This window comes from Bradyrhizobium manausense, from assembly GCF_018130615.1.
Taxonomy (GTDB): Bacteria; Pseudomonadota; Alphaproteobacteria; order Rhizobiales; family Xanthobacteraceae; genus Bradyrhizobium; species Bradyrhizobium manausense_A.
This window is the reverse complement of the sequence record NZ_JAFCKB010000028.1, coordinates 40,827-61,810: the sequence shown is the minus strand read 5'-3', so window position 1 is coordinate 61,810 and position 20,984 is coordinate 40,827. Positions and strand designations below refer to the sequence as shown.

The following is a 20,984-nucleotide window of genomic DNA, read 5'->3' as shown; positions in this document are numbered from 1 at the left end:
GCTCACGACCTCAGCGAGTCGCGCGCCGTCTCCGGCGTCATCAATGTCGCGATGATGGTGATGATCGAAAGCGCGATGATGTAGAGCGACACCGGCCAGTACGTGCCGGCCCAGGCGAGCAGCGCTGTCGCGATCAGCGGCGAGAAGCCGCCGCTGATCGCAGCCGCGACATTTGCCCCGAGCGAGGCGCCGCTATAGCGCACCTGGGTGCGGAACAACTCCGGCATGAACGCGGCCTTTGGCCCGAACAGCAGCGCATGCGTCAGCGTCATCGTGACGACCAGCGCAAGCGTGATCAGCACCGGCTCCTTGGTATCGAGGAACCAGAACAGCGGAAACGCCAGTGCCACCGAGAAGACGCCGCCGGCAAGATACAGCGCCTTGCGGCCAAAAATGTCCGACAGCCAGCCGGCGAGCGGCAGCGTCGCGAACTCGACGATCGCGGCGTACACGACCGCATTCAGGATCACTTGGCGCGGCAGCCCGAGGCTTGTCGTGGCGTAGACCACGATGAAGACGGTGAGGAGATAAGCGAGCCCGACTTCCGACACCGTGATGCCGATCGCCAGTAGAAAGCTGCGCCAGTCGCGCCGCAATACCTCCCATACTGGCTGCGCCAGCACCTCCTTGCGCTCGACCACCTCCTTGAAGTGCGGCGTCTCTGCAAGTCTCATGCGCACGATGAATCCGACGCCGACCAGCACAAGGCTGATCCAGAACGGCACGCGCCAGCCCCAGCTCAGAAAATCGGCCTCCGGCAATTGTGTCATCAGGCCGAAAATGCCGGTTGAAGCCGCGACGCCGACGGGAAAGCCGATTTGCACCAGGCTGCCGTAGAAGCCACGGCGATTGCCGGCATGCTCGACCACCATGACCACCGCGCCGCTCCATTCGCCGCCGAGACCGATGCCCTGAACGAAGCGCAGGATCACCAGCAGGATCGGCGCCCACACACCGATCTGGCTGTAGGTCGGCAGGCAGCCGATGAGGAATGTCCCGAGCCCCATCGCGATCATGGTCGCGACCAGCATCCTCTTGCGTCCGAGCCGATCGCCGTAATGCCCGATGATGGCGCCACCAATCGGCCGCGCCACGAAGCCGACCGCATAGGTCGAGAATGCCGCGAGCGTGCCGACGAAGGGATCGAAACTGGGGAAGAACAGCTTGTTCAGCACGAGCGCGGCGGCCGTGCCGTAGATCAGGAAGTCGTACCACTCGATCGCGGTGCCGAGCGCGCTCGCCCACACCACATGCGCCGTCGTCGACCTCTCCGCCGCAGCGGAGATCCCCGTTGCTGCCGTCATTGCCATGCCGCCCCAAGATTCCGGTGGGCATCATGGATAATCGGGATCAGACTTGCAACCTGCGGAGGCATCGCCTCTCACCAAGATCACAATGCGAGATTTTCGCACCACTGCCGCCTCATCGTCGTCCTGGCGAAACCCAGGACGACAGCGGGGTACGCGGTCGGCCCCCTATTCGCCATTGACAAATTCATTCGCTAATATCTGATTTATCGCCAGAATAGCCGGCCGCGCCAAGCGGTCCAAAAAAGAGAGGGAACGACGATGAGAGGGCTTTTGGCCTGCGCCATGCTCGCGGCGATGACTTCGGCTGCCATAACCACAGTCGCGAGCGCGCAAGTCTCCGACGATGCAGTGCGGATCGGCGTGCTGACGGACCTGTCGAGCTGGGGCCGCGACAACTCTGGACCGGGCTCGGTCGAGGCCGCCAAGATGGCGGTGGAGGAGTTCGGACCGACCGTGCTCGGCAAGCCCATCGAGATCATCAGCGCCGACCACCAGATGAAGACCGACGTCGGCGTGCAGATCGTGCGCGGTTGGTTCGACAACGGCAAGGTCGACGCCGTCGTCGATATCCCCAATTCCGGCATCGCGATCGCCGTGCACAACATGGTGCGCGAGCGCAACAAGATCGCCCTGCTTTCCGGGCCCGGCGCGAGCTCGCTGACCGACGAGCTGTGCAGCCCGAACACCGTGCACTTCACCTACGACACCTACGCACTTTCGAAGGTGACGGCGTCCGCCGTGATCAAGGAAGGCGGAAAGTCCTGGTACTTCATCACCGCGGACTACGCCTTCGGCCAGCAGCTCGAGAAGGACGCCACCCGCTTCATCAACGAGATGGGCGGCAAGGTGCTCGGCGGCGTCAAGCATCCGACCAACACCGCCGACTTCTCCTCCTTCGCGCTGCAGGCACAGAGCTCGAAAGCCGACGTCGTCGCCTTCGCCAATGCCGGCCAGGATACCGACAACGCCATCAAGCAGTCCGGCGAGTTCGGCCTCGTCCAGGGCGGCCAGAAGCTCGTCGGCCTCCTGATGTTCGACACCGACGTGCATGCGATCGGCCTGAAGTCCGCGCAGGGCACCTATATGACCACGGCGTCGTACTGGAACATGGATGAGGCGACGCGCGCCTGGTCCAAGAAGTTCTTGGCCCGCACCAATGTGATGCCGACCATGATCCACACCGGCGTCTACGGCTCGGTTCTGCATTACCTCAAGGGCATCAAGGCCGCCGGCACCGACGATCCGGCCAAGGTGATGGCCAAGATGCGCGAGCTGCCGATCGAGGATACCTTCGTTCACGGCGGCAAGTTGCGCGAAGACGGGCGCGTGATCCGCGATATGTATCTGGCCAAGGTGAAGTCGCCCGAGCAGTCCAGGGAGCCCTGGGATTATCTGGAGATCGTCAAGACCGTGAAGGGCGAGGACGCCTTCCGTCCTGTCTCCGAATCCAAATGTCCGCTGCTGAAGAAGTGAGGTGAGACATGACCGGCAACGAGCACAACGCAAGCGAAACGTACGAGTGCGACGTGCTCGTGGCCGGATCGGGCTGCTCCGGCATGTCGGCGGCGATCACCGCACGCTATCGCGGTCTCGAGGTGCTGATCGTCGAGAAGGAGCCGCGCTTCGGCGGGACCACCGCCCGCTCCGGGGGCTGGCTGTGGATTCCCGGCACGTCGCTGGCGAAAGCCTACGGCATCGAAGAGACACCGGAGCAGGCCCGCACGTATTTACGCCACGAGGCCGGCAACAATTTTGACGCGGCGCGCGTCGATGCGTTCTTGGGTGCCGGCCCCGAGGCGGTTGATTTCTTCACCACCAAAACCGCGCTGCGCTTCGACATGCCGCTGGTGTTTCCGGACTATCATGCCGAAGCGCCCGGCGGGGCGCAGGGCGGCCGCTCCATGGTGACGCGCCCGTTCGACGGCCGCGAGCTTGGCGACCAAATCAAGGCGTTGAGCATGCCGCTGCCCGAGCTCACCGTGTTCGGCATGATGCTCGGCTCCGGCAAGGACATCGTCCACTTCATGCGTGCGACGAAATCGTTGACCTCGGCGGTCTATGTCGCAAAACGCCTGTCCCGCCACCTGATGGACGTCCTGCGCCATGGCCGCGGCATGACCCTGACCAACGGCAATGCGCTCGCCGGGCGCCTCGCAAAGTCCGCGCAGGATCTGAAGATCCCGATGTGGTTGTCCTCGCCGGTGCGCGAGCTGACGGTCGAGAACGGCAATGTCACCGGCGCGATCGTCTCGCGCGAGGGCCGCGACGTGCGCGTCCGCGCGCGACAGGGCGTCGTGCTCGCTTGCGGCGGCTTTCCGCACGACGTCGAGCGGCGCAAGAAGATGTTTCCGCATGCGCCCACCGGCAACGAGCATTTTTCACCGGGACCGACCGGCAATACCGGCGACGGCCTGCGCCTTGCCGAAAGCGCCGGCGGACATATCGAGGATCGCCTGCCGAATGCGGCCGCCTGGGTGCCGGTGTCGCTGACGACGCGCAAGGACGGCTCCAAAGGCGTGATGCCGCACTTCATCGACCGCGCCAAGCCCGGCGTGATCGCGGTAATGCGCGACGGCAAGCGCTTCGCCAACGAAGGCAATTCCTATCATGACTTCGTCCAGGCCATGATCAAGGCCGCAAAGCCGGGCGAAGAGATCGCGGCCTATCTGGTCTGCGATCACCCAACGCTGCGCAAATACGGCCTCGGCTGCGTGCCGCCCTTCCCGATGCCAACAGGTCACCACCTCAACACCGGCTATCTCATGCGCGGCGACACGCTGGTGGCGCTGGCGGCGAAGGCCGGTATCGATGAAAAGGCGTTCACCGAGACGGTCAGGCAATTCAATGCGACCGCGCCGCAGGGTCACGACGCCGCCTTCGGCAAGGGCTCGAAGGCCTATAACCGCTACCAGGGCGACGCCATGCACGGCCCCAACCCCTGCATCGCGCCGATTGAGAACGGTCCGTTCTACGCCATCAAGATGGTGATCGGCGATCTCGGCACCTATGCCGGCATCGTCACCGACGAGAATGCGCGGGCGCTCGACGCCGAGGGCCGGGTGATTCCGGGGCTTTATGCCGCCGGCAACGACATGGCGAGCATCATGGGCGGCAATTATCCCGGTGCCGGCATCACGCTTGGGCCGGCGCTGACCTTCGGCTACATTGCCGGGCGTCATCTCGCCGACAGCGCCGCCAAGCGCAACGCGGCGTAAGCCAGGCGCATCGGAGGCGCATGAAGAGAGAGAGCCGCGGCATCCAGTCGATCGAGGTCGGCGGAGAACTGCTCCGCGCGCTCGCCAGAAGCGGCGAGCCGATGATGCTGCGCGATCTCGCCCGCGAGGCCGGCATGACGCCGGCCAAGGCGCATCCTTATCTCGCCAGCTTCTCCCGCATCGGGCTGATCGAGCAGGACGAGACCACCGGCCGCTACGAGATCGGCGCGCTGGCGCTGGAGCTCGGCCTGATCAGCCTGCGTCGTCTCTCCGGCGTCCGCATCGCGCAGCCGAAGATCGCCGCGCTCGCGAGCCAGGTCGGGCACGCCGTCTCGCTCGCGGTCTGGGGCACCCATGGGCCGACCGTGGTGCAACTCGAAGAACCCGGCCAGCCCGTGCACATCGTGATGCGCGCCGGCTCGGTGATGGCGCTGCTGGAGACCGCCACGGGGCGCGCCTTCGCGGCGTTCCTGCCGGAGAAGACGATCAACGCGGCGCTCGAAAGCGGGCTCGATCGCCAGGGTGTCGGCTACAATCCCAAGCGCGCGGTGAAGGGCGCGAAGGTCGCCGAGATGCTGGCTGAGGTCCGCAAGCACGGCCTCGCCCGCGCGCTTGGCGATCCCCTGCCCGGCGTCAATGCATTCTCGGCGCCGGTGTTCGACCATGCCGGCCATGTCGCGTTGGTCATCACTGCGATGGGACCGGAGGGCACATTTGATGCGCGTTGGGAAAGTCCCATCGCTCACGCCTTACGCGACTGCGCGGGCGGGATCTCGAAGCGGTTGGGTTATGGGATGACGATCGCGGCGGAGTGAGGGGCAAACTGCCCGCCTCACAACAACACCTTAGCAGGTGTTGCACTTGCATCGTGAACCGAAGGGGCATCCAGTACGCCGCAGCCGATCGGCTCCATCACTGTTGTCTCGGCGTACCGGATCGCCCGGTCAAGCCGGGCGATGACACCGAGAATGGAGCCGCCCCCTACTTGTCCTTCACCGGCACCGTGTAGTTCAGGACCAGCCTTCCGCCATCCGGATAGATCGTCTGTCCGGTGATGTAGGACGCATCGTCGCTCGCAAGGAACGCGACTACAGAGGCCACCTCGCTCGGCTCACCGCCGCGGCCGGCGGGCGTGCGCGACATCACGGTCTTGCGGGCATCCTCGGAGGTGTAGATCGACGACGCCACCATGTCGGTCAGGATTGTGCCAGGCCCCACCGCGACAACGCGGATGTTGTGCGGAGCGAGTGCGACGGCCGCGACCGAGGTGAGCTGCTTCATGCCACCCTTGGACATCGCGTAGGTCGCAAGCGCCGGGATCGCGAGCAGCGCGTTCACCGAAGACATATTGATGATGACCCCGCCGCCGCTCCCTTGCGCGATCATCTGCTTGGCCGCGGCCTGCACGCCGAAGAACGCGCCCTTCAGATTGATGCCGATGATCTCGTCGAACTCTTCTTCGGAGATCTCAAGTAAGTCCCGGTTGCGGGCGACGCCGGCATTGTTGACCATGATGTCGAGCCGGCCGAATTCCTTCGCGGCGGTGGCAACGAGCTGGTGTACATCGGGGCGCTTGGCGACATTGCCGACGACGGTGCGCAGAGCATCCGGCCGGCCGAGCTCGGCTGCCGTCGCAGCAAGGCCCTCGGCATCGACATCCGAGATGACGACCTTGACGCCGTCATCGAGGAATCTCTTTGCGCAGGCCTTGCCGATGCCGCGTGCCGCGCCGGTGATGGCGGCGACCTTGCCGGATAGTTTCATGGGTCTCACTCCAGGATAGCTGCTTGGGGCAGGCCTACGCCGGATCAGGACCGGGGGCTAGGCCGCCGCAAAGCCGAGATGAGCACGGAACTGGTTCTTGATAAAGACGGCATCGCGCGAGGGCAGCGAACGCGGCGGGTTTTCTGCCCTGACCTTGATGACAAAAAGCCGCGGACCATCGGCCGGCTCGGCAAGCTGCGCGGCGAGGCGCTGTACCTCCTCCAGCGTCCGCACCGTCGCGGTTGCGGCAAAGCCGCAAGCCGTGGCGATTGCCGTCAGATCGACTCCGCGACCGGTGTGGCTCGCCTGCATGCCGGTTTCGCCAAAATGCTGGTTGTCGATCACGACGATGTCGAGATTGCGCGGGCGCGCGACGCCGATGGTGGCGATGCCGCCGAGGCCCATCAGCTGCTCGCCATCGCCGGTCAAGGCAACAACGCGTTTGCCCGGCTGGGCCTGCGCGAGCCCCAGCCCGATCAGCGCAGCGCCGCCCATGGCGCCCCAGAGATAAAAATTGTCGTCGCGGTCGCCGGTCGCATGCAGATCATAGGTCGGCGAGCCCAGACCAGAGACGACCAGGGTGTTCTTGCGGTCCTTCAGGAGCGCCGCAACGGCGGCGCGACGATCGAGTTGAGAGGGAACGGACATCGATATCACCACTGCTTCTTGCCGATCAGGCGCTGCCCGATCAGGACCGCGATCTGCTGATCGGACTCGTAGGCGAGCGAGGCTGCAGCTTCGGCCGTCTCGACCAGATCCTCCGCCGTCTCCGCACGCATCACCTTCAGGCCGATCGCCTCCAGCGAGGGCTGCGTCGCCCGGCTCATCGGCACCTGCCAGGGATTGAACTCGGCCCATTCGCCGCGCATCGTCACCAGTATCAAGAGCGGAAAGCGGCCCATCGCCGACAACGACAGCATGTTGATGCAATTACCGACCCCGCTCGACTGCATCAGCAGCACGCTGCGCTGGCCGCCGAGCCAAGCGCCCGCCGCGATGGCGATGCCCTCCTCCTCCGTCGTCAGCACATTCGTGATGACGTCGCGGTCAGCGGAGAACATGCGGATCAGCTGGCTATGGCCGGCATCCGGCACATAGGACATCTGCCTGACCTCGGCGGCTTTCAGGATGCGATAGAGCTCGGACGGCCAGTCATCGCTGGCGCGCGTTTCGAGATTCGGCTTGGGGCTGGGCACCGCGTGTCTCCGTGACATTCGAGCGGCACGCTAGCGAAGTTGGGGCGCGAAGGCCCTGACCGTCTGGCGCGATCAGATATCGAGGGATTGTATAGCTGGCTTGGCCGCGAGCGGCGGGGCGAGGTGAAGAGAACTCAATTCGCCGCAGACCTCGCCGCGGCCGGCATGTAGATCTGCGCGTAGCCTTCCTTGATCGCGGAGGTGATGCGGTCCAAGCGGCGGTCGATGTGCTTCTCCAGCACCGAGATACAAGCCTCCTCATCCCGCGCCTTCAAGCCTTCGACCACGGCGCGGTGCTCGGCTTGCGTAGTGGAGCGATTGATGCTGTCCATGTCGATCCAGCGCACGAAGCGGATGCGGGCGTTGACGTTGCGCAGCACACGCAGCATCTCGGCATTGTTCGACATGCCCATCAGCCGCTCGTGGAAAGTCTCGTCCAGCTCGACCAGCTCCACCGAGGAGCGATCGCCGGGATCCGGCCCGGTCGCTTCAAGGAACTTCAGCAGCGCGTCGATGTCCTCGTCCTTGGCGCGCTTGATGGCGAGGCGGACCGAGGCAACCTCGATCGACTTGCGCAGCTCGTAGAGATCGAAGATCTCATGCGCATCGAGCTCGCGGCAGAAAAAGCCCTTGCCCGGTATGAAGCGCAGGAAGCCTTCGGTGTTGAGGCGGTTGAGAGCTTCGCGCAGCGGGGTACGGCTGACACCGAGGCGCTTCGCCAGCTCGCCTTCGTTGAGCCGCTCGCCCGGCTTGAACTCATAGCTCACGGCCATCGCCTTGAGCTGCTCATAGACGCGATCGACGATACTATCGGAAGCCAGTTCCACGTTGCTCATCATCAGCTGCAATCATGCCCCAACACACCCAAACATATACCGGGGTGGCGGGGCCGATGGCAATGCAAACGAGGCGGGAGACCGAACCGGAAAAATAGGTCGTGGCGCGCCTTTAGAGGAAGCGCGTCGGCGCGAACGGCGCGAGCGGAATTTCGGGCTGCTTGCCGCTCAAGAGCTGGGCGACAAGACGGCCGGTGCGGGCGGAGCCGACCAGGCCGACATGGCCATGGCCAAAGGCATAGACGATGTCACGCGAACAGCGCGCGTAGCCGATGCAGGGACGTCCATCGGGCATGCTCGGGCGATGACCAAACCAGGTCTTGATGCGCGAGGGGGGAATATCCCTTGGCAATTTCGGGAACATGCTGAGAAGATGGCCGCGCAGAATCTCGGCGCGCTTCCAGTTCGGCGCGGCCTCCAGGCCGGCGATCTCGACGGTGCCGGCGGCGCGCAGGCCCTTGTTGGTCCAGTTCACCACCATCTTGGCGTCCGATGCCATCATCGAGCTGCGCGGGCCGGTCTCCGGGTTCTCGATCATGACGTGATAGCCGCGCTCGGTCTCCAGCGGCAGCGGATCGCCAACGGACGCGGTCAGCCGCTTGGAATGCGCGCCGGCAGCGACCACCGCAGCGTCGCACGCAATTTCGCCGGTCTCGGTAAGAACGGCAACGAGCTTGTTGCCGTTCAGCTTGAGGCCGGTCGCCCGGGCATGGACGAGCTTCGCACCGCTCGCCAGCGCATGCTGGGCGAGCGCGGCGACATACGCGCCGGGATCGCGGCAGCGGCCGGCCTCCTCCACCACCACGCCAAAGCTGTAGCGCGGATCCAGGTCCGGCTCGCGCTGACGCATCTCGTCGGCATTGAGCTCCAGCCATTCGACGCCGACCTTCCTGCGCAGGCGCCAGCCGAGGTCGTTGTCGAAATTTCCACGCGACGGGAACACATGCATCACGCCGTTGCGCTCGATCAGCTCGGGCACGCCCGCTTCTTCCGCAAGTTTCCGGTGCAGCAGCGGTGCATCCTTCAGGAGATCGCGCAGTGCGAATGCGGTCTTCTCGACCCGCGCCGCGGTCCAGCCCGAGAGCAGGTACTTGATCAGCCAGGGCAGCGCCTTCGGCAAGTATGACCAGCGGATCGCAAGCGGCCCGAGCGGGTCCAGGAGATAGCCCGGCACCTTCTTCCAGACGCCAGGTTCTGCCGGCGGGATCACCGAATGCGAGGAGAGCCAGCCGGCATTGCCATAGCTCGCCGCCTGCTCGCCACCGGGCACACCTGCGTCGATCAGCGTGACGCCATGGCCCTCGCGCAGCGCCTCGATGGCACTGATCACGCCGACCGCGCCGGCTCCGATGATGGCGACGTGGCGGCCCTCAGGCATCGGCTAGGCCTTCACCGCGGGCGCAAAATCCTTGCCGACCGAGAGCGCGCGCGGATCGATGATGCAGTGAAGGATCGACGGCTTGCCCGAGGCCAGCGCGCGCTCGAACGCCGGCGCAAACTCCTCGGTGCGCTCGACGCGCTCGCCATGGCCGCCGAACGCCTTGGCGTACATCGCGAAGTCGGGATTCTTCAGCTGGGTGCCGACGACGCGGCCGGGATAGTCGCGCTCCTGATGCATGCGGATGGTGCCGTATTGCGAATTGTCGACCACGATGACGATCAGCGGCGCGTCGTACTGCACGGCGGTCGCGAACTCCTGGCCGTTCATCAGGAAGCAGCCGTCGCCGGCAAAGGCGACCACGACGCGATCCGGATATTGCCGCTTGGCGAGCACGCCCGCCGGCACGCCATAACCCATCGAGCCCGAGGTCGGCGCGAGCTGCGCGGCAAAGCTGTGAAAACGGTGATGGCGATGGATCCAGCCGGCATAATTGCCGGCGCCGTTGCAGACGATCGCGTCCTTGGGCAGGCGGTCGCGCAGCCAGGTCATGATCTGACCGTACTGGAACGTGCCCGGCAGCTCGCGCGCCTTGTCGGTCCAGGCGAGATAATCTGCATGCGCCTTGGCGGCCTCGCCCTTCCAGGCAACGGCGCCTGCGGGCTTCAGCGTCTCGACGGCAGCCGCGAAGGCCGCCGGCGTCGCCTGGATCGCGAGCGCCGGCTGATAGACGCGGCCGAGCTCTTCCGAGCCCGGATGCACGTGGATCAGCTTCTGCTTCGGCGCGGGAATGTCGAGCAGCGTGTAGGACGAGGACGGCATTTCCGACATGCGGCCGCCGACGAGCAGAATGACGTCGGCATTATCGATGCGCGCCTTCAGGCCGGGGCTCGGCCCGATCCCGAGATCGCCGGCATAGTGGGAATGATCGGCGTCGATCAGCGATGCCCGGCGGAACGAGGTCGCGACCGGCAGGTCGAAGCGTTCGGCGAAGCGCGCGATGCTCTTGGTGGCGTCATCGGTCCAGCGCGAGCCGCCGAGGATCACGAGCGGCGCCTTGGCACCGGCAAGCATCGCACCGACTTGCTCGATATCGGCGGGCGCCGGCCAGCTCACCGCCGGCTCGATACGCATGGCGTCGGCAACGGCAGCGGTCTCGGTCAGCATGTTCTCCGGCAGCGCGATCACCACGGGGCCCGGACGGCCCTGCATGGCAACGCGGAAGGCACGCGCGACCAGCTCCGGAATGCGGTCGGGGCGATCGATCTCGACCGCCCATTTCGCCATGGGGCCGAACACCGCCCTGTAGTCGAGCTCCTGGAATGCTTCGCGCTCGCGCATGCCGGTGTCGACCTGGCCGACGAACAGGATCATCGGCGTCGAATCCTGCATCGCGATGTGGACGCCATGGCTCGCATTGGTCGCGCCAGGGCCGCGGGTGACGAAGCAGACCCCCGGCCGTCCCGTGAGCTTGCCATAGGCCTCCGCCATCATCGCGGCACCGCCTTCGGCGCGACAAATCACCACGTCGATCGGGCTGTCATGCAGCGCGTCGAGCGCCGCGAGGTAGCTCTCGCCCGGCACGCAGGTGACGCGATCGACGCCCTGGGCCACCAGCTGATCGATCAGGATCTGGCCCCCGGTACGGGTGTTGCGAATGGTCATGACGGCTCCCTGCAGGCTTTGGCGATGCGCTTCAAGGCTTCGCGCAAGTTTGTTCCGAGGTGGCGTAGGACAGGCGGAATTCAGGTGCAAGGCCGAAACAACCGCCCGGCGTCGTTCTGCGGGGCCCCACGGCGGTCGCGGGCCTCGGATGCCCTGAGCAAACCGGGAGGCAGATATGCAGCCGGCGTTCGCAGCACTTCCGCCGTTGACGCGCACCGATGCGGGTTTAAGTAGGTGAGACAAAGAGTGCAGGGGATGGCGACGTTCGCTGGGTTGGTTCCCATTGCCGCCATCCATGCAGGACACATGACGACCTCGCCTCACGCGACCTCGCCAAAAACGAAATCGGCTTCCGCACCCCCTCATCTCGCCATCGTTCTGTTCTCGCTCGCGATGGGCGGCTTTGCGATCGGAACCACCGAATTCGCATCGATGAGCCTGCTGCCGTTCTTCGCGGCCGACCTTCATATCGACGAGCCGACGGCCGGACACGCGATCAGCGCCTACGCGCTCGGCGTGGTGCTGGGCGCGCCGCTGATCGCCGTGCTCGGCGCGAAGTTCGCGCGGCGCACGCAGCTGCTGGCGCTGATGACGGTGTTCGCGCTCGGCAACGCCCTCACCGCGCTTGCACCCGGCTTTGGTTCGATGGTGGCGGCCCGCTTCCTCTCAGGCCTGCCCCACGGCGCCTATTTCGGCATTGCCGCCCTGGTTGCGGCCTCGCTCGTTCCGCAACACCGCCGCTCGCAAGTGGTCGGCCAGGTGATGCTGGGCCTGACTGTCGCCACCATCATCGGCGTGCCGCTGGCCAATTTGATCGGTCAAACGGTCGGTTGGCGCGCGAGTTTTGGCCTCGTGTCGGTGCTGGCGCTGCTCACGGTTCTGCTGTGCGCGCTGTTCGCGCCGCGCGACCAGGCCGGCCGGTCGGATCCGCTGCGCGAGCTCGGCGCGCTCAAAAGCCGCCGCGTGTGGACGACGCTCGCGATCAGCGCCATCGGCTTCGGCGGCATGTTCGCCGTCTACACATATCTCGCGACCACCCTGATCGAGATCACCAAGGTCAGCACTGAGGTCATTCCGTTCTTCCTGGCGATCTTCGGCATCGGCGCCACGCTCGGCAATCTGTTCGTGCCGCGCTTTGCCGACCGCGCGCTGATGCCGACCGCCGGCGGCATCCTGGTGTTTGCGGCCGTGGCGTTGCTGGTGTTTCCGCTTGTAGCCGGCAATCCCTGGCTGCTCGCGATCGACATTTTCGCGATCGGCGCCAGCGTCGCGCTCGGTGCTATCCTGCAAACGCGATTGATGGACGTCGCGGGAGACGCACAAGCGCTTGCCGCCGCACTCAACCATTCGGCCTTTAACACTGCGAACGCGCTGGGCCCGTTCCTCGGCGGCCTCGCCATTCGTCAGGGATGGGGCTGGACCTCCACCGGTCCTGTTGGTGCCGCGCTGGCAGTCCTCGGCTTCCTGATCTGGATCGTCGCCTATCGCGACAGCGGCCCCGCGCCGGTCGAGCAGACTTCAGGCAGCGACGAAGCAGCTCGCGAAACTGCTCCGCTGAAGCAGGCACCGCCGCTGGCGCCGCGTGAGCGAAGCCGTCCCAAGGAACCGGTCGCCTGACGGATCGCAACGCGCTCAGAACAGAGCGGCGTTGAAAGCCTGTCCGTAGATCATCGCGGCGACGAGTGAGACCAGCAGGCCCGCGCCGGAGAAGATCATCAGGATCTTCAGAGTTTCGACCTCGACATTGGTTCCCGTCGCGCGGGATATTGCTCTTGCCAGTGCAGCAATCATCGCCAGCTCCGAACCCGGCCGCGCAAACGCGGGGCCTGACTTCATCTAGCGCAGATCGTCGCATCCGCCTGTGAAGCAGATTACAGGTGCAGCCCGGCTGTCGTCCCTCGGCTGAGCACGAAAAAGCACGGGACTGAACATCATGTTCAGCCCAAAATACCTCTTGGTCATTGACAGCGAAAGCCGGGATCGCCGAGCTTCCACCCAACAACAATGGGAGGGACTCCATGCACCTGCGGCATCCGCGCGTCGCAAATTCGATCATCACGGCCTTTGCGCTTCTCACGCTCGGAGTTGCGAGGCCGGCCTCGGCGGAGGAGAAAACGATCAAGGGCGGCGTGCCGATCAATCTCGCGACCCTGCAGCCCGGCGTCACCTACACCGACATCCCGAACGGCTTTGCGCGGCCACATCTGATGATGGATATCATCAAGCCGGTCAGTGACAAGCCGGTGCCGGCCATCGTGTTCGTCTCAGGCAATGGCTGGCGCAGCATCGACCGCGCAGCGCTGATCCCGCAGCTGTCGCCGATCGCCAAGGCCGGCTATCTCGTCGCGGCGATCGACTACCGCATCATCGGCGAGGCAAATTTCCCCAAGCCGCTCGAAGACGTGAAGACGGCGATCCGCTTCTTGCGGGCCAACGCAAAGATCTACAACATCGACCCGGACCACATCGCCGTCTGGGGTAACTCCGCCGGCGGCCATCTCTCGGCGATGGCGGCAACCACAGGCGAGATCAAGGACTATGACAGCGACCGCTGGCCCGGCCAATCGAGCGCGGTGCAGGCAGCCGTGATCTTTTATGGTCCGATGGACCTCTCGCACCGCATGGATTCCAATGCCGTCAACGGCAGCCCGGGCATGTCGGTGGAGAGCGCCTTCCTCGGCTTCGACGCCAAGGATCCCGCCAACGCCGAGAAGGTGAAGAAGGCCAATCCGGTCGCGCAGATCTCCGACAAGACGCCGCCGATGCTGATCGTGCACGGCACCAAGGACGTCGTCGTTCCCATCAGCGAGAGCGAGAACCTCTACGCAGGCCTGACCGCCGCCAAGCGTCCCGCCACCTTCATCCGGGTCGAAGGCGCCGGCCACAGCTTTGGCCAGGTCAGCAGCAATCCCGAGGTGATGGCCGAGGTGCTCGCCTTTTTCGACCGCACGCTGAAGGGCAAGCCTTGAGGCCCGCGCAGGACCGGACAGGGCAAGCAATCATATAAACGCTCGTCGTCAGCTTGCCTGATGTCTGCTCCACCCTCGATAGCGGCGGAATAGCGAACATCCCTCAACTGTCGCTTCGGCCAAAAGCAGAAAAGAGCCGAGGCGACAACCCCGATGTAAATGTGACGGCAATGGTTATTATCTTGCCTGGATGGCCATTGCTCCTAAAACCGATCGGGTAAAGGTCTGCGCATGATCAATCGGCGAAAGGTTTTGACTTCCTTAGGCGCCATGGCTCTGGCTTGCCCAAGAGCAGCTCGCACACAACCGGCGCGCAAGATGATCAGAATCGGCGTCGTCGTCATCGGCTGGACCAGTGATGACATAACTGGGCCGTTGCCCCGCAGTCGTAATGTGCGCATGTTTTTGCGTGGCATGGCCGAGTTGGGCTATGTTTATGGGCGCGACTTTGTCACCGAGCCGCGAGGAATCGAGAGTCTTGCGACCGTTACCGAACTGGTCGATCTCAAGTGCGACGTAATCGTCGCGACGGGCGGTGGCGCAACCCTCGCATTGCTCAAACAGGCGACCCGCACCATTCCGGTGGTCATGACGGCCGCGCCAGATCCGGTGTCACAAGGATACGTGCAAAGCCTCGCCCGTCCGGGAGGGAATTTTACTGGAATGAGCCTGCAGAGCACGGAACTCACGGGCAAGCGGCTGGAGCTGCTGAAAGAACTCAATCCAGTCGCGGAAATCGCGGCTGTTTTCTGGGACACATCGAAACCGGAGTTATGGACGACGGCTCAAAAAGTGGGGCAGGCGCAGGGATGGAAAATGGTTTCAGTCCAGATCGGGGAGCCGTCGGAGATTGCGAACGGTTTCAAAGTTGCTGCCGATGCCGGCGCTGGCGCGCTTCTAATTCCTGCCTCCGCCATCCTGTTCAGTCGCGCGAGAGAAGTTGCCGAGCTCGCCGCGCAGAGCGGCATTCCAGCGATGTATGAGCTCCGACCGTACGTAGAGGCCGGAGGGCTGGCTTCTTACGGCGCCGATATCGAGGAAATCTGGCGGCACGCCGCCACCTACGTTGACAAGATACTCAAAGGCGCCAATCCCGCAGAACTGCCGATCGAGCAGCCAACCAAGTTCGAGTTTGCGATCAACACGCGGACGGCGAAGTCGCTAGGTCTCACCGTGCCGCCCTCGATCCTCGTTCGCGCCGACCAAATAATTGAGTGAAGTAAGGATCTTCCTTGAAGGTCCGCTCCGGGTCACACTGCGACGTCGCTCCACACCGGGGCTGGTCCGCTCTAACCCACAAACCAGAGCCATGGTCGCTCGCCTAAAAAGGTCAGCAACGACCGACGTCGGGATATTCGAAACGAAGAGGCCGCCTTGGCGGCGGCCTCTTCTACGCTAGGGCGATCTTGCGAGAGACTAAAAAGTACACGACCACTTCTTACCATCCGGGGTGGTGCCGACCCACTTCTTGGCTTTGGTACATTGTGCACCGGCAGCTTCGCAGTTGGTTCCAGTCTTCCCTGAACTACGGCTTTCGCTGCAATAGGCCTGCATGCCCGCACAATCGGCCCTCATGCACTTGCCAATGGCTTTTTGTGCAGAGCTTGGAACAGAAGTCGAAATCAAGGCCACGAAAATAGCTGAGCAATAAAGCGTTCTCATCAAAATACTCCAAGGAAATGACCTGCCATAGATTTATAGTGAAATCCTCATGCCCCGGCAATGGAGGCGCCCAACTTCAGGAACGGGGCACAAGCAGCGGTCGAGGCAGGCACGCCACGCGTCCGGTCCGCCGATAGTCGACATCGCCTTTGCGGATAGATGTTCCGGATCATGCCTGAGCAGGCCGGGCCTTTGTGCGGCCACTCACGGTAATGACAGATTGACGCACCCTCCGAAGTTGGACGAAGATGCGGCCCTTATACTTTCTCACATTTTGGAGTCTTGGGTTGCGACGGCTAGACGCTTCCGCGCCGGCCTCGCACATGCTGGGCATTCTCAGCGGACAGATCGAGCGCGCGCTCGGGTGTTCGGCCATGGCTGGCGATCTGACCAGAATTAGTCCCGCGACACCCGCGGTGTCGACGGGGTGACGTTGGCCGGCGTATGGAAATCGAGCCGCGCCCGGTTTTCCTCTCGCACGCCGGTAGCGTCGCCGAACTCGACATAGGCCTGCGCGTCGGGCTTCCATTGCGGCCACGGCGTTGCCGACGTCGCCGGATTTCCCGTGCGCGCGAAGGCCACCAGCGTGTCCATCATGCGTTCGGACAGCGCGCGATCGAACTCGGTCCAGTTGCGCGTGGTGCGGAATTTGTTGAAGGCGTCCTGCGTTCCGAACCAGTAGGGCACATCGGAGGTGTGATAGGCGCCGATCTTTTGCGGGCTGTCGAAGAACTCGACGCCGGGCGCGAACGGATGCACGCGCGAGAACATGTACATGTAGAACGGCGCCTTGCCGGTCTTCGCCTGAGCTTCGGCCCAGTTGCGCGTGCCGATCTCGACCAGCCCTTCGCGTGCGGCGGTGAGCCCCATGGCTTTCGCCTCGGCGTCGGTCTTGGCAGGATAGAGCGCAAGGAAGCGATCGGCCTGGTCGCCGTAGAGCTTTTTCGCAGCAGCGACATAAGCCTCTAACGTCCCCGCAGTGCGTAGATCGTTCGAGCTTTCGTCGCTGGTGAAACCGGCGACGGTCGCAACGTCATTCTGCTTGCCGGCAGCAAAGATGTTCGGGACCGTATCGGGCAGCACGTAGCCGTCGATATCGGGCGTGACGGCGATCGTTCCCGCGCAGCCGAGCTGGCAATCCTTCTGGATCGCCAGGATCTTGTCGGCCTGGATCTGCCGCATCTCGGCCAGCGAGGATGCGCCGAGCGCCGCCTGCACCTCGAGGCCGATCTTCTCGGCCGCCGGCAGCGCCGGGAATTTGAAGCGGTTGTCGAACATGCTCAGGCTCATCGCGAAGCCGCGATTGAACAGGCCCTTGGCGAGCGGGCTCGCCTCCAGCGCCGACACCGACATCGCGCCGGCCGACTGCCCGGTGATGGTCACGTTATCTGGGTCGCCGCCGAACTGCGCGATGTTGCGCTTGACCCATTGCAACGCCGCAACCTGGTCCATCAGACCGTAATTGCCGGAGGCGTGGTTTTGCGATTCCGCGGTCAGCTCGGGATGCGCGAGATTGCCCAGAATGCCGACGCGATAGTTGAAGCTGACGAAGACCGTGCCTTTCTTCGCAACGTTCTCGCCGTCATACATCGCCATGCCGCTGGAGCCGAGGGTGAAGCCGCCGCCATAGATCCAGACCACGACCGGGAGCTTCGCACCCGGCTTCGCATCCGCGCTCGCCCAGATGTTCAGATAGAGGCAGTTCTCGCTGGTCGCCTCCTCGCCGAAATAATGGTTGAGATTGTGCCGGCGCAGCACCTGGATGCATTCGGGTCCCAGCCGGTCGGCGTGATAAACGCCCTTCCACGCTTCGACCTTCTGCGGAGCGCGCCAGCGGAGATCAGCGAGCGGCGGCGCGGCAAAGGGGATGCCGAAATAGGCCTTTACGTTCGACGGCAGCACTTTGCCGGAGACGGCGCCGCTGTCGATGTTGACGGGGTCTCCGGGAACAGGCGTCGCGACGATCTGCGCAGTCACGGGCGAAGTCGCCAGCAGCGCAAGGAGCGAGGCGATCGCGACAGTGGACCACGTAGCGTGCCCGTTCACGACGCTCATACGGCCTCCCTCATGTTGTTTTTATCGTTGGAGCCTGTGCTCAGTTCCGCCCACAGGCGGAAGCGCGCGCCTTCGTCGAGAGGCACAATATGAAACGGCTGGCCGAAGATTGCGAGAGGCTCGTTATTTCGCTCAAACCGCGGCCACGCTTCTGCGACATCCGGCGCGCCCGATGTCACGAAACGCAGCAGGCTCGTCTGAAACCGCGCCGCGACGTCGATATCGGCCGGCGTCATCGGGCCGCCCCTTCGTTTCAGGATCGGGCGATCGATGAAATCAGGCGGATGCGCCCAGAGGCAGGCATTGTCGGCGCCATGCGTCGGCCCTTGCGACAGGAACGGCTCCAGCGCCGGGCGATGGTCGAACCGGCTCAGCCACACCGCGCCGCCTGCGGCCGCGTGGCACCGCGCGAGATCGGCCATCGGACGATGCCAGAACGCATCCGACAGCAACGCCTCATACGGATCCTCGCCAAGACGCGTCGAGCCCCGATAGCAGACCAGCAAACGTTCCCAGCCGGCATCGCCGAACGCAACCCGCACGTTCCGCTCCGTGGTGCGGATCATCGCGGCCGGCGGCGTGCTCTTCAGGAACATCACCATCTCGTCGCGGCAGGAGCCGAGCCAGAGTGGGATGTCGCGCAAGCTGCCCTCGGCAAAGACATCACGCGGCTCGCGCGGGATTACCGTGCCGTCGAGCACCGGGCCGAACACGGTGCCGGCATCGGTCTCATCCGCGAGCCTGCGTCCGACGCGCTCGACCGCCGCAAAGAGTTCTGGCAGTGGCATGGAAGCGATCGCGCTCGCGTCGTCCTCGAGCGCAAGCTCGGCCAGCACGCGGCGCGCGACGTGGTCGGCATGATCGGCGCTCATGATGTTGCGACCCGGCGCACTCAGCGCCAGCGCGCGGGCAAACTTTCCTCTGGCCTGCGGCAGCGTCGCGAGCGCAATCACCATAGACGCGCCGGCTGACTGACCCGACAGCGTGACCCGATCGGGATCGCCGCCGAAATTGGCGATATTGGCGTGCACCCAATCGAGTGCGGCCAGTGCATCCGAGATCGCCAGATTGTTGGCCTCACCCAATCCGTGACGATGCAGCTGCAGGAAGCCGAGCGGGCCGAGCCGATAGTTGATGGTGACGATGACGGCCGGGCCGTGAGCGGCGAGGAATGCCCCGTCATAATCGGCGCCACCGCCGGTGACGAAGGCGCCGCCATGGATGAAGAACAGTACCGGAAGCGGGCGATCGGCCCCGACAGGCGTCCAGATGTTCAGGCTGAGACAGGATTCCTCTGGTTGATCGAGATGTCCAGGCTGCGGCGCATACGCGCCGTAGTCCGTGCAGCGGCGCGGCTCCGCCCACGCAAGCGGCGCTGTCGCCTTGGCAAATCGCCGCGCGGTCGCAAACGGCACGCCCTTGAAGGCGCGGACAGCACCCTGCTCGGCCCCGATGACGGGGCCGAGCGTGGTCGAAACAGCGTGGGTCAGCATACGATCGTTATCCTGTCCTGAGCCTACGCGCGCCGCTTGCCGAGGTCGGCGATGTCGACCTTGTGGGTTTCGTGCGCGGTCATTGCGGCTGCCGCCGAGGCGACGCAGCAGCCGGCGACGAAGATCGCGACCGGAATCCAGCCGGTCGGCCCTTCGCCGACGAGGCTCGCGCTCACCAGCGGCGTGAAGCCGGCGGCAAGGAAGCCGAGCTGGGTGCCGATCGCCGTGCCGGAATAGCGCACGCGCGCCTCGAACATCTCTGCGTAGAACGACGGCCAGATCGCGTTTGGTGCGGAGTAGATGATGTAGAGGCCGATCGCAGCGGCGAAGATCGCGGGCGTGCTGCCGGAGGTCACCAGCATGAAGTAAGGGAACAGCAGCACGGCACAGCCGAGCACGCCGCCGATGAACACCGGCTTGCGGCCGATCCTGTCGGCGAGCAAGGCCCAGAGCGGCTGCGCGAACAGCGCGGTGACGTTGCCGAGCACGCCTGCCCACAGCATGGTCGGGCGCGCCACGCCGAACTTGCTGGTGGCATAGCCGAGTGCAAACACGGCGGTCAGCGTGCTGACGGTCGCGATCAAGGCGCAGACGATCACGCGCAGCACGTCCGGCCAGTAGTCGCGCAGCAGCGCTATGACGGGGAAGCGCGCCACTTGCGCCTTGTCCTTGATGTCCTCGAACACGGGCGTTTCCGGCATGGTCCGCCGCACCAGATAGGCGACCAGCAGAACCAGCGCCGAGAGCAGGAACGGAATGCGCCAGCCCCAGCTCAGCAATTGATCTTCCGGCATGCTGGAGACGGGAATGAACACCAGCGTCGCCAGGATCGCGCCGGCCTGGGTGCCGCTCAGGGTCCAGCTCGTGAAGAAGGCGCGGTTGGAATTGGCGGAATGCTCCAGCGTCAGCGAGTTCGCCCCGCTCTGCTCGCCGGCCGCCGACAGGCCCTGCAGCAGGCGCAGCAACGTCAGGATGATGGGCGCCGCGTTGCCGATGGTCTTGGCATCCGGCAACAGACCGATCGCCAGCGTCGAGGCGCCCATGATCACCAGCGTGAACAGCAGCACGGTCTTGCGGCCGATACGGTCGCCGAAATGTCCGAGAATGACGGCGCCGACGGGGCGCGCGATATAGCCGATGCCGAACGACAGCAGCGCAAGCAGCGTCCCGGTCGCGGGATCGACATTGGCGAAGAACACCTTCGGAAAGATCAGCGCGGCTGCGGTGCCGTAGATGAAGAAGTCGTAGTATTCGAGCATGCTGCCGACGAAGCTGACGAGCGCGGCGCGCTTCGGCAGCTTGTTTTGAGTGGTCTCCTTGCCGGCCGACGCGTGCAGCGATGTAGTTGAGATCGAGCTCATCAAAATTCCTCCCCGTGTGCAATGTCGGTCGCGTCTCGCGTCACGCCATCCGGCCGTACCCGCGCTTTTTGCTTTTGGTT

General features: G+C 64.6%; 18 protein-coding genes. 6 read left to right on the top strand and 12 right to left on the bottom strand.

The annotated features are described in order from the left end of the window. Nucleotides 1-2 precede the first annotated feature (2 nt). Nucleotides 3-1,304 carry an MFS transporter gene (locus JQ587_RS34025; protein WP_212428260.1) on the bottom strand — a complete coding sequence of 434 codons (1,302 nt, stop codon included), beginning with the start codon at nt 1,302-1,304 and terminating at the stop codon, nt 3-5. A 264-nt stretch (nt 1,305-1,568) separates the two neighbouring features. On the opposite strand from JQ587_RS34025, the gene JQ587_RS34020 reads away from it, so the two are divergent. The 3 genes from JQ587_RS34020 to JQ587_RS34010 are packed head-to-tail and all read left to right on the top strand — an operon-like array spanning nt 1,569 to nt 5,340. After that, complete coding sequence (locus JQ587_RS34020) at nt 1,569-2,783, top strand: ABC transporter substrate-binding protein (RefSeq protein ID WP_212428259.1); 1,215 nt, start codon at nt 1,569-1,571, stop codon at nt 2,781-2,783. A gap of 8 nt (nt 2,784-2,791) precedes the next feature. Beyond that, nucleotides 2,792-4,525: an FAD-dependent oxidoreductase gene (locus tag JQ587_RS34015; RefSeq protein WP_212428258.1), complete on the top strand. Its 1,734-nt coding sequence runs from the start codon at nt 2,792-2,794 to the stop codon at nt 4,523-4,525. Between the two features lie 20 nt (nt 4,526-4,545). Then, the gene (locus JQ587_RS34010; RefSeq protein WP_212428257.1) at nt 4,546-5,340 is read left to right on the top strand and encodes an IclR family transcriptional regulator; all 795 of its coding nucleotides are present in this window, start codon (nt 4,546-4,548) and stop codon (nt 5,338-5,340) included. Nucleotides 5,341-5,506: 166 nt separating this feature from the next. Here the strand turns inward: JQ587_RS34010 and JQ587_RS34005 are convergent, their stop codons facing one another. The 6 genes from JQ587_RS34005 to JQ587_RS33980 all read right to left on the bottom strand — a co-directional run bounded on the left by JQ587_RS34005 (nt 5,507) and on the right by JQ587_RS33980 (nt 11,364). Further along, the gene (locus tag JQ587_RS34005; RefSeq protein ID WP_212428256.1) at nt 5,507-6,289 is read right to left on the bottom strand and encodes an SDR family NAD(P)-dependent oxidoreductase; all 783 of its coding nucleotides are present in this window, start codon (nt 6,287-6,289) and stop codon (nt 5,507-5,509) included. A gap of 57 nt (nt 6,290-6,346) precedes the next feature. Beyond that, the gene (locus tag JQ587_RS34000; RefSeq protein ID WP_212428255.1) at nt 6,347-6,937 is read right to left on the bottom strand and encodes a thiamine pyrophosphate-dependent enzyme; all 591 of its coding nucleotides are present in this window, start codon (nt 6,935-6,937) and stop codon (nt 6,347-6,349) included. A gap of 5 nt (nt 6,938-6,942) precedes the next feature. After that, nucleotides 6,943-7,503 (bottom strand): thiamine pyrophosphate-binding protein, encoded by a 561-nt coding sequence (locus JQ587_RS33995; RefSeq protein ID WP_249154659.1) that lies wholly within the window; start codon nt 7,501-7,503, stop codon nt 6,943-6,945. A 116-nt stretch (nt 7,504-7,619) separates the two neighbouring features. Further along, nucleotides 7,620-8,324, bottom strand: a complete 705-nt coding sequence (locus JQ587_RS33990) for a GntR family transcriptional regulator (protein WP_249154658.1) — start codon at nt 8,322-8,324, stop codon at nt 7,620-7,622. 109 nt (nt 8,325-8,433) lie between these two features. After that, entirely contained in the window at nt 8,434-9,699 is a 1,266-nt protein-coding gene (locus JQ587_RS33985; RefSeq protein ID WP_212428253.1) for an NAD(P)/FAD-dependent oxidoreductase, read from the bottom strand. A gap of 3 nt (nt 9,700-9,702) precedes the next feature. Next, entirely contained in the window at nt 9,703-11,364 is a 1,662-nt protein-coding gene (locus tag JQ587_RS33980; protein WP_212428252.1) for a thiamine pyrophosphate-binding protein, read from the bottom strand. A gap of 306 nt (nt 11,365-11,670) precedes the next feature. On the opposite strand from JQ587_RS33980, the gene JQ587_RS33975 reads away from it, so the two are divergent. Then, nucleotides 11,671-12,981 carry an MFS transporter gene (locus JQ587_RS33975; protein ID WP_212428251.1) on the top strand — a complete coding sequence of 437 codons (1,311 nt, stop codon included), beginning with the start codon at nt 11,671-11,673 and terminating at the stop codon, nt 12,979-12,981. A 15-nt stretch (nt 12,982-12,996) separates the two neighbouring features. Here the strand turns inward: JQ587_RS33975 and JQ587_RS33970 are convergent, their stop codons facing one another. Further along, on the bottom strand, nt 12,997-13,200 hold the full coding sequence (locus JQ587_RS33970) for a hypothetical protein (protein WP_212428277.1): 204 nt from the start codon (nt 13,198-13,200) through the stop codon (nt 12,997-12,999). A gap of 182 nt (nt 13,201-13,382) precedes the next feature. On the opposite strand from JQ587_RS33970, the gene JQ587_RS33965 reads away from it, so the two are divergent. After that, nucleotides 13,383-14,333, top strand: coding sequence for an alpha/beta hydrolase (locus JQ587_RS33965; RefSeq protein ID WP_212428250.1), 951 nt, complete (start codon nt 13,383-13,385; stop codon nt 14,331-14,333). 318 nt (nt 14,334-14,651) lie between these two features. Continuing rightward, nucleotides 14,652-15,551 carry an ABC transporter substrate-binding protein gene (locus JQ587_RS33960; RefSeq protein ID WP_212428249.1) on the top strand — a complete coding sequence of 300 codons (900 nt, stop codon included), beginning with the start codon at nt 14,652-14,654 and terminating at the stop codon, nt 15,549-15,551. 198 nt (nt 15,552-15,749) lie between these two features. Here the strand turns inward: JQ587_RS33960 and JQ587_RS33955 are convergent, their stop codons facing one another. The 4 genes from JQ587_RS33955 to JQ587_RS33940 all read right to left on the bottom strand — a co-directional run bounded on the left by JQ587_RS33955 (nt 15,750) and on the right by JQ587_RS33940 (nt 20,904). Next, nucleotides 15,750-15,995, bottom strand: a complete 246-nt coding sequence (locus JQ587_RS33955; protein ID WP_212428248.1) for a hypothetical protein — start codon at nt 15,993-15,995, stop codon at nt 15,750-15,752. Nucleotides 15,996-16,391: 396 nt separating this feature from the next. Continuing rightward, nucleotides 16,392-18,050: a carboxylesterase/lipase family protein gene (locus JQ587_RS33950; RefSeq protein WP_212428247.1), complete on the bottom strand. Its 1,659-nt coding sequence runs from the start codon at nt 18,048-18,050 to the stop codon at nt 16,392-16,394. Then, complete coding sequence (locus tag JQ587_RS33945) at nt 18,047-19,543, bottom strand: carboxylesterase/lipase family protein (protein WP_212428246.1); 1,497 nt, start codon at nt 19,541-19,543, stop codon at nt 18,047-18,049. Before JQ587_RS33945 ends, JQ587_RS33950 begins: the two co-directional genes overlap by 4 nt. Nucleotides 19,544-19,566: 23 nt before the next feature. Further along, complete coding sequence (locus JQ587_RS33940; RefSeq protein WP_212299134.1) at nt 19,567-20,904, bottom strand: MFS transporter; 1,338 nt, start codon at nt 20,902-20,904, stop codon at nt 19,567-19,569. Nucleotides 20,905-20,984 lie beyond the last annotated feature (80 nt).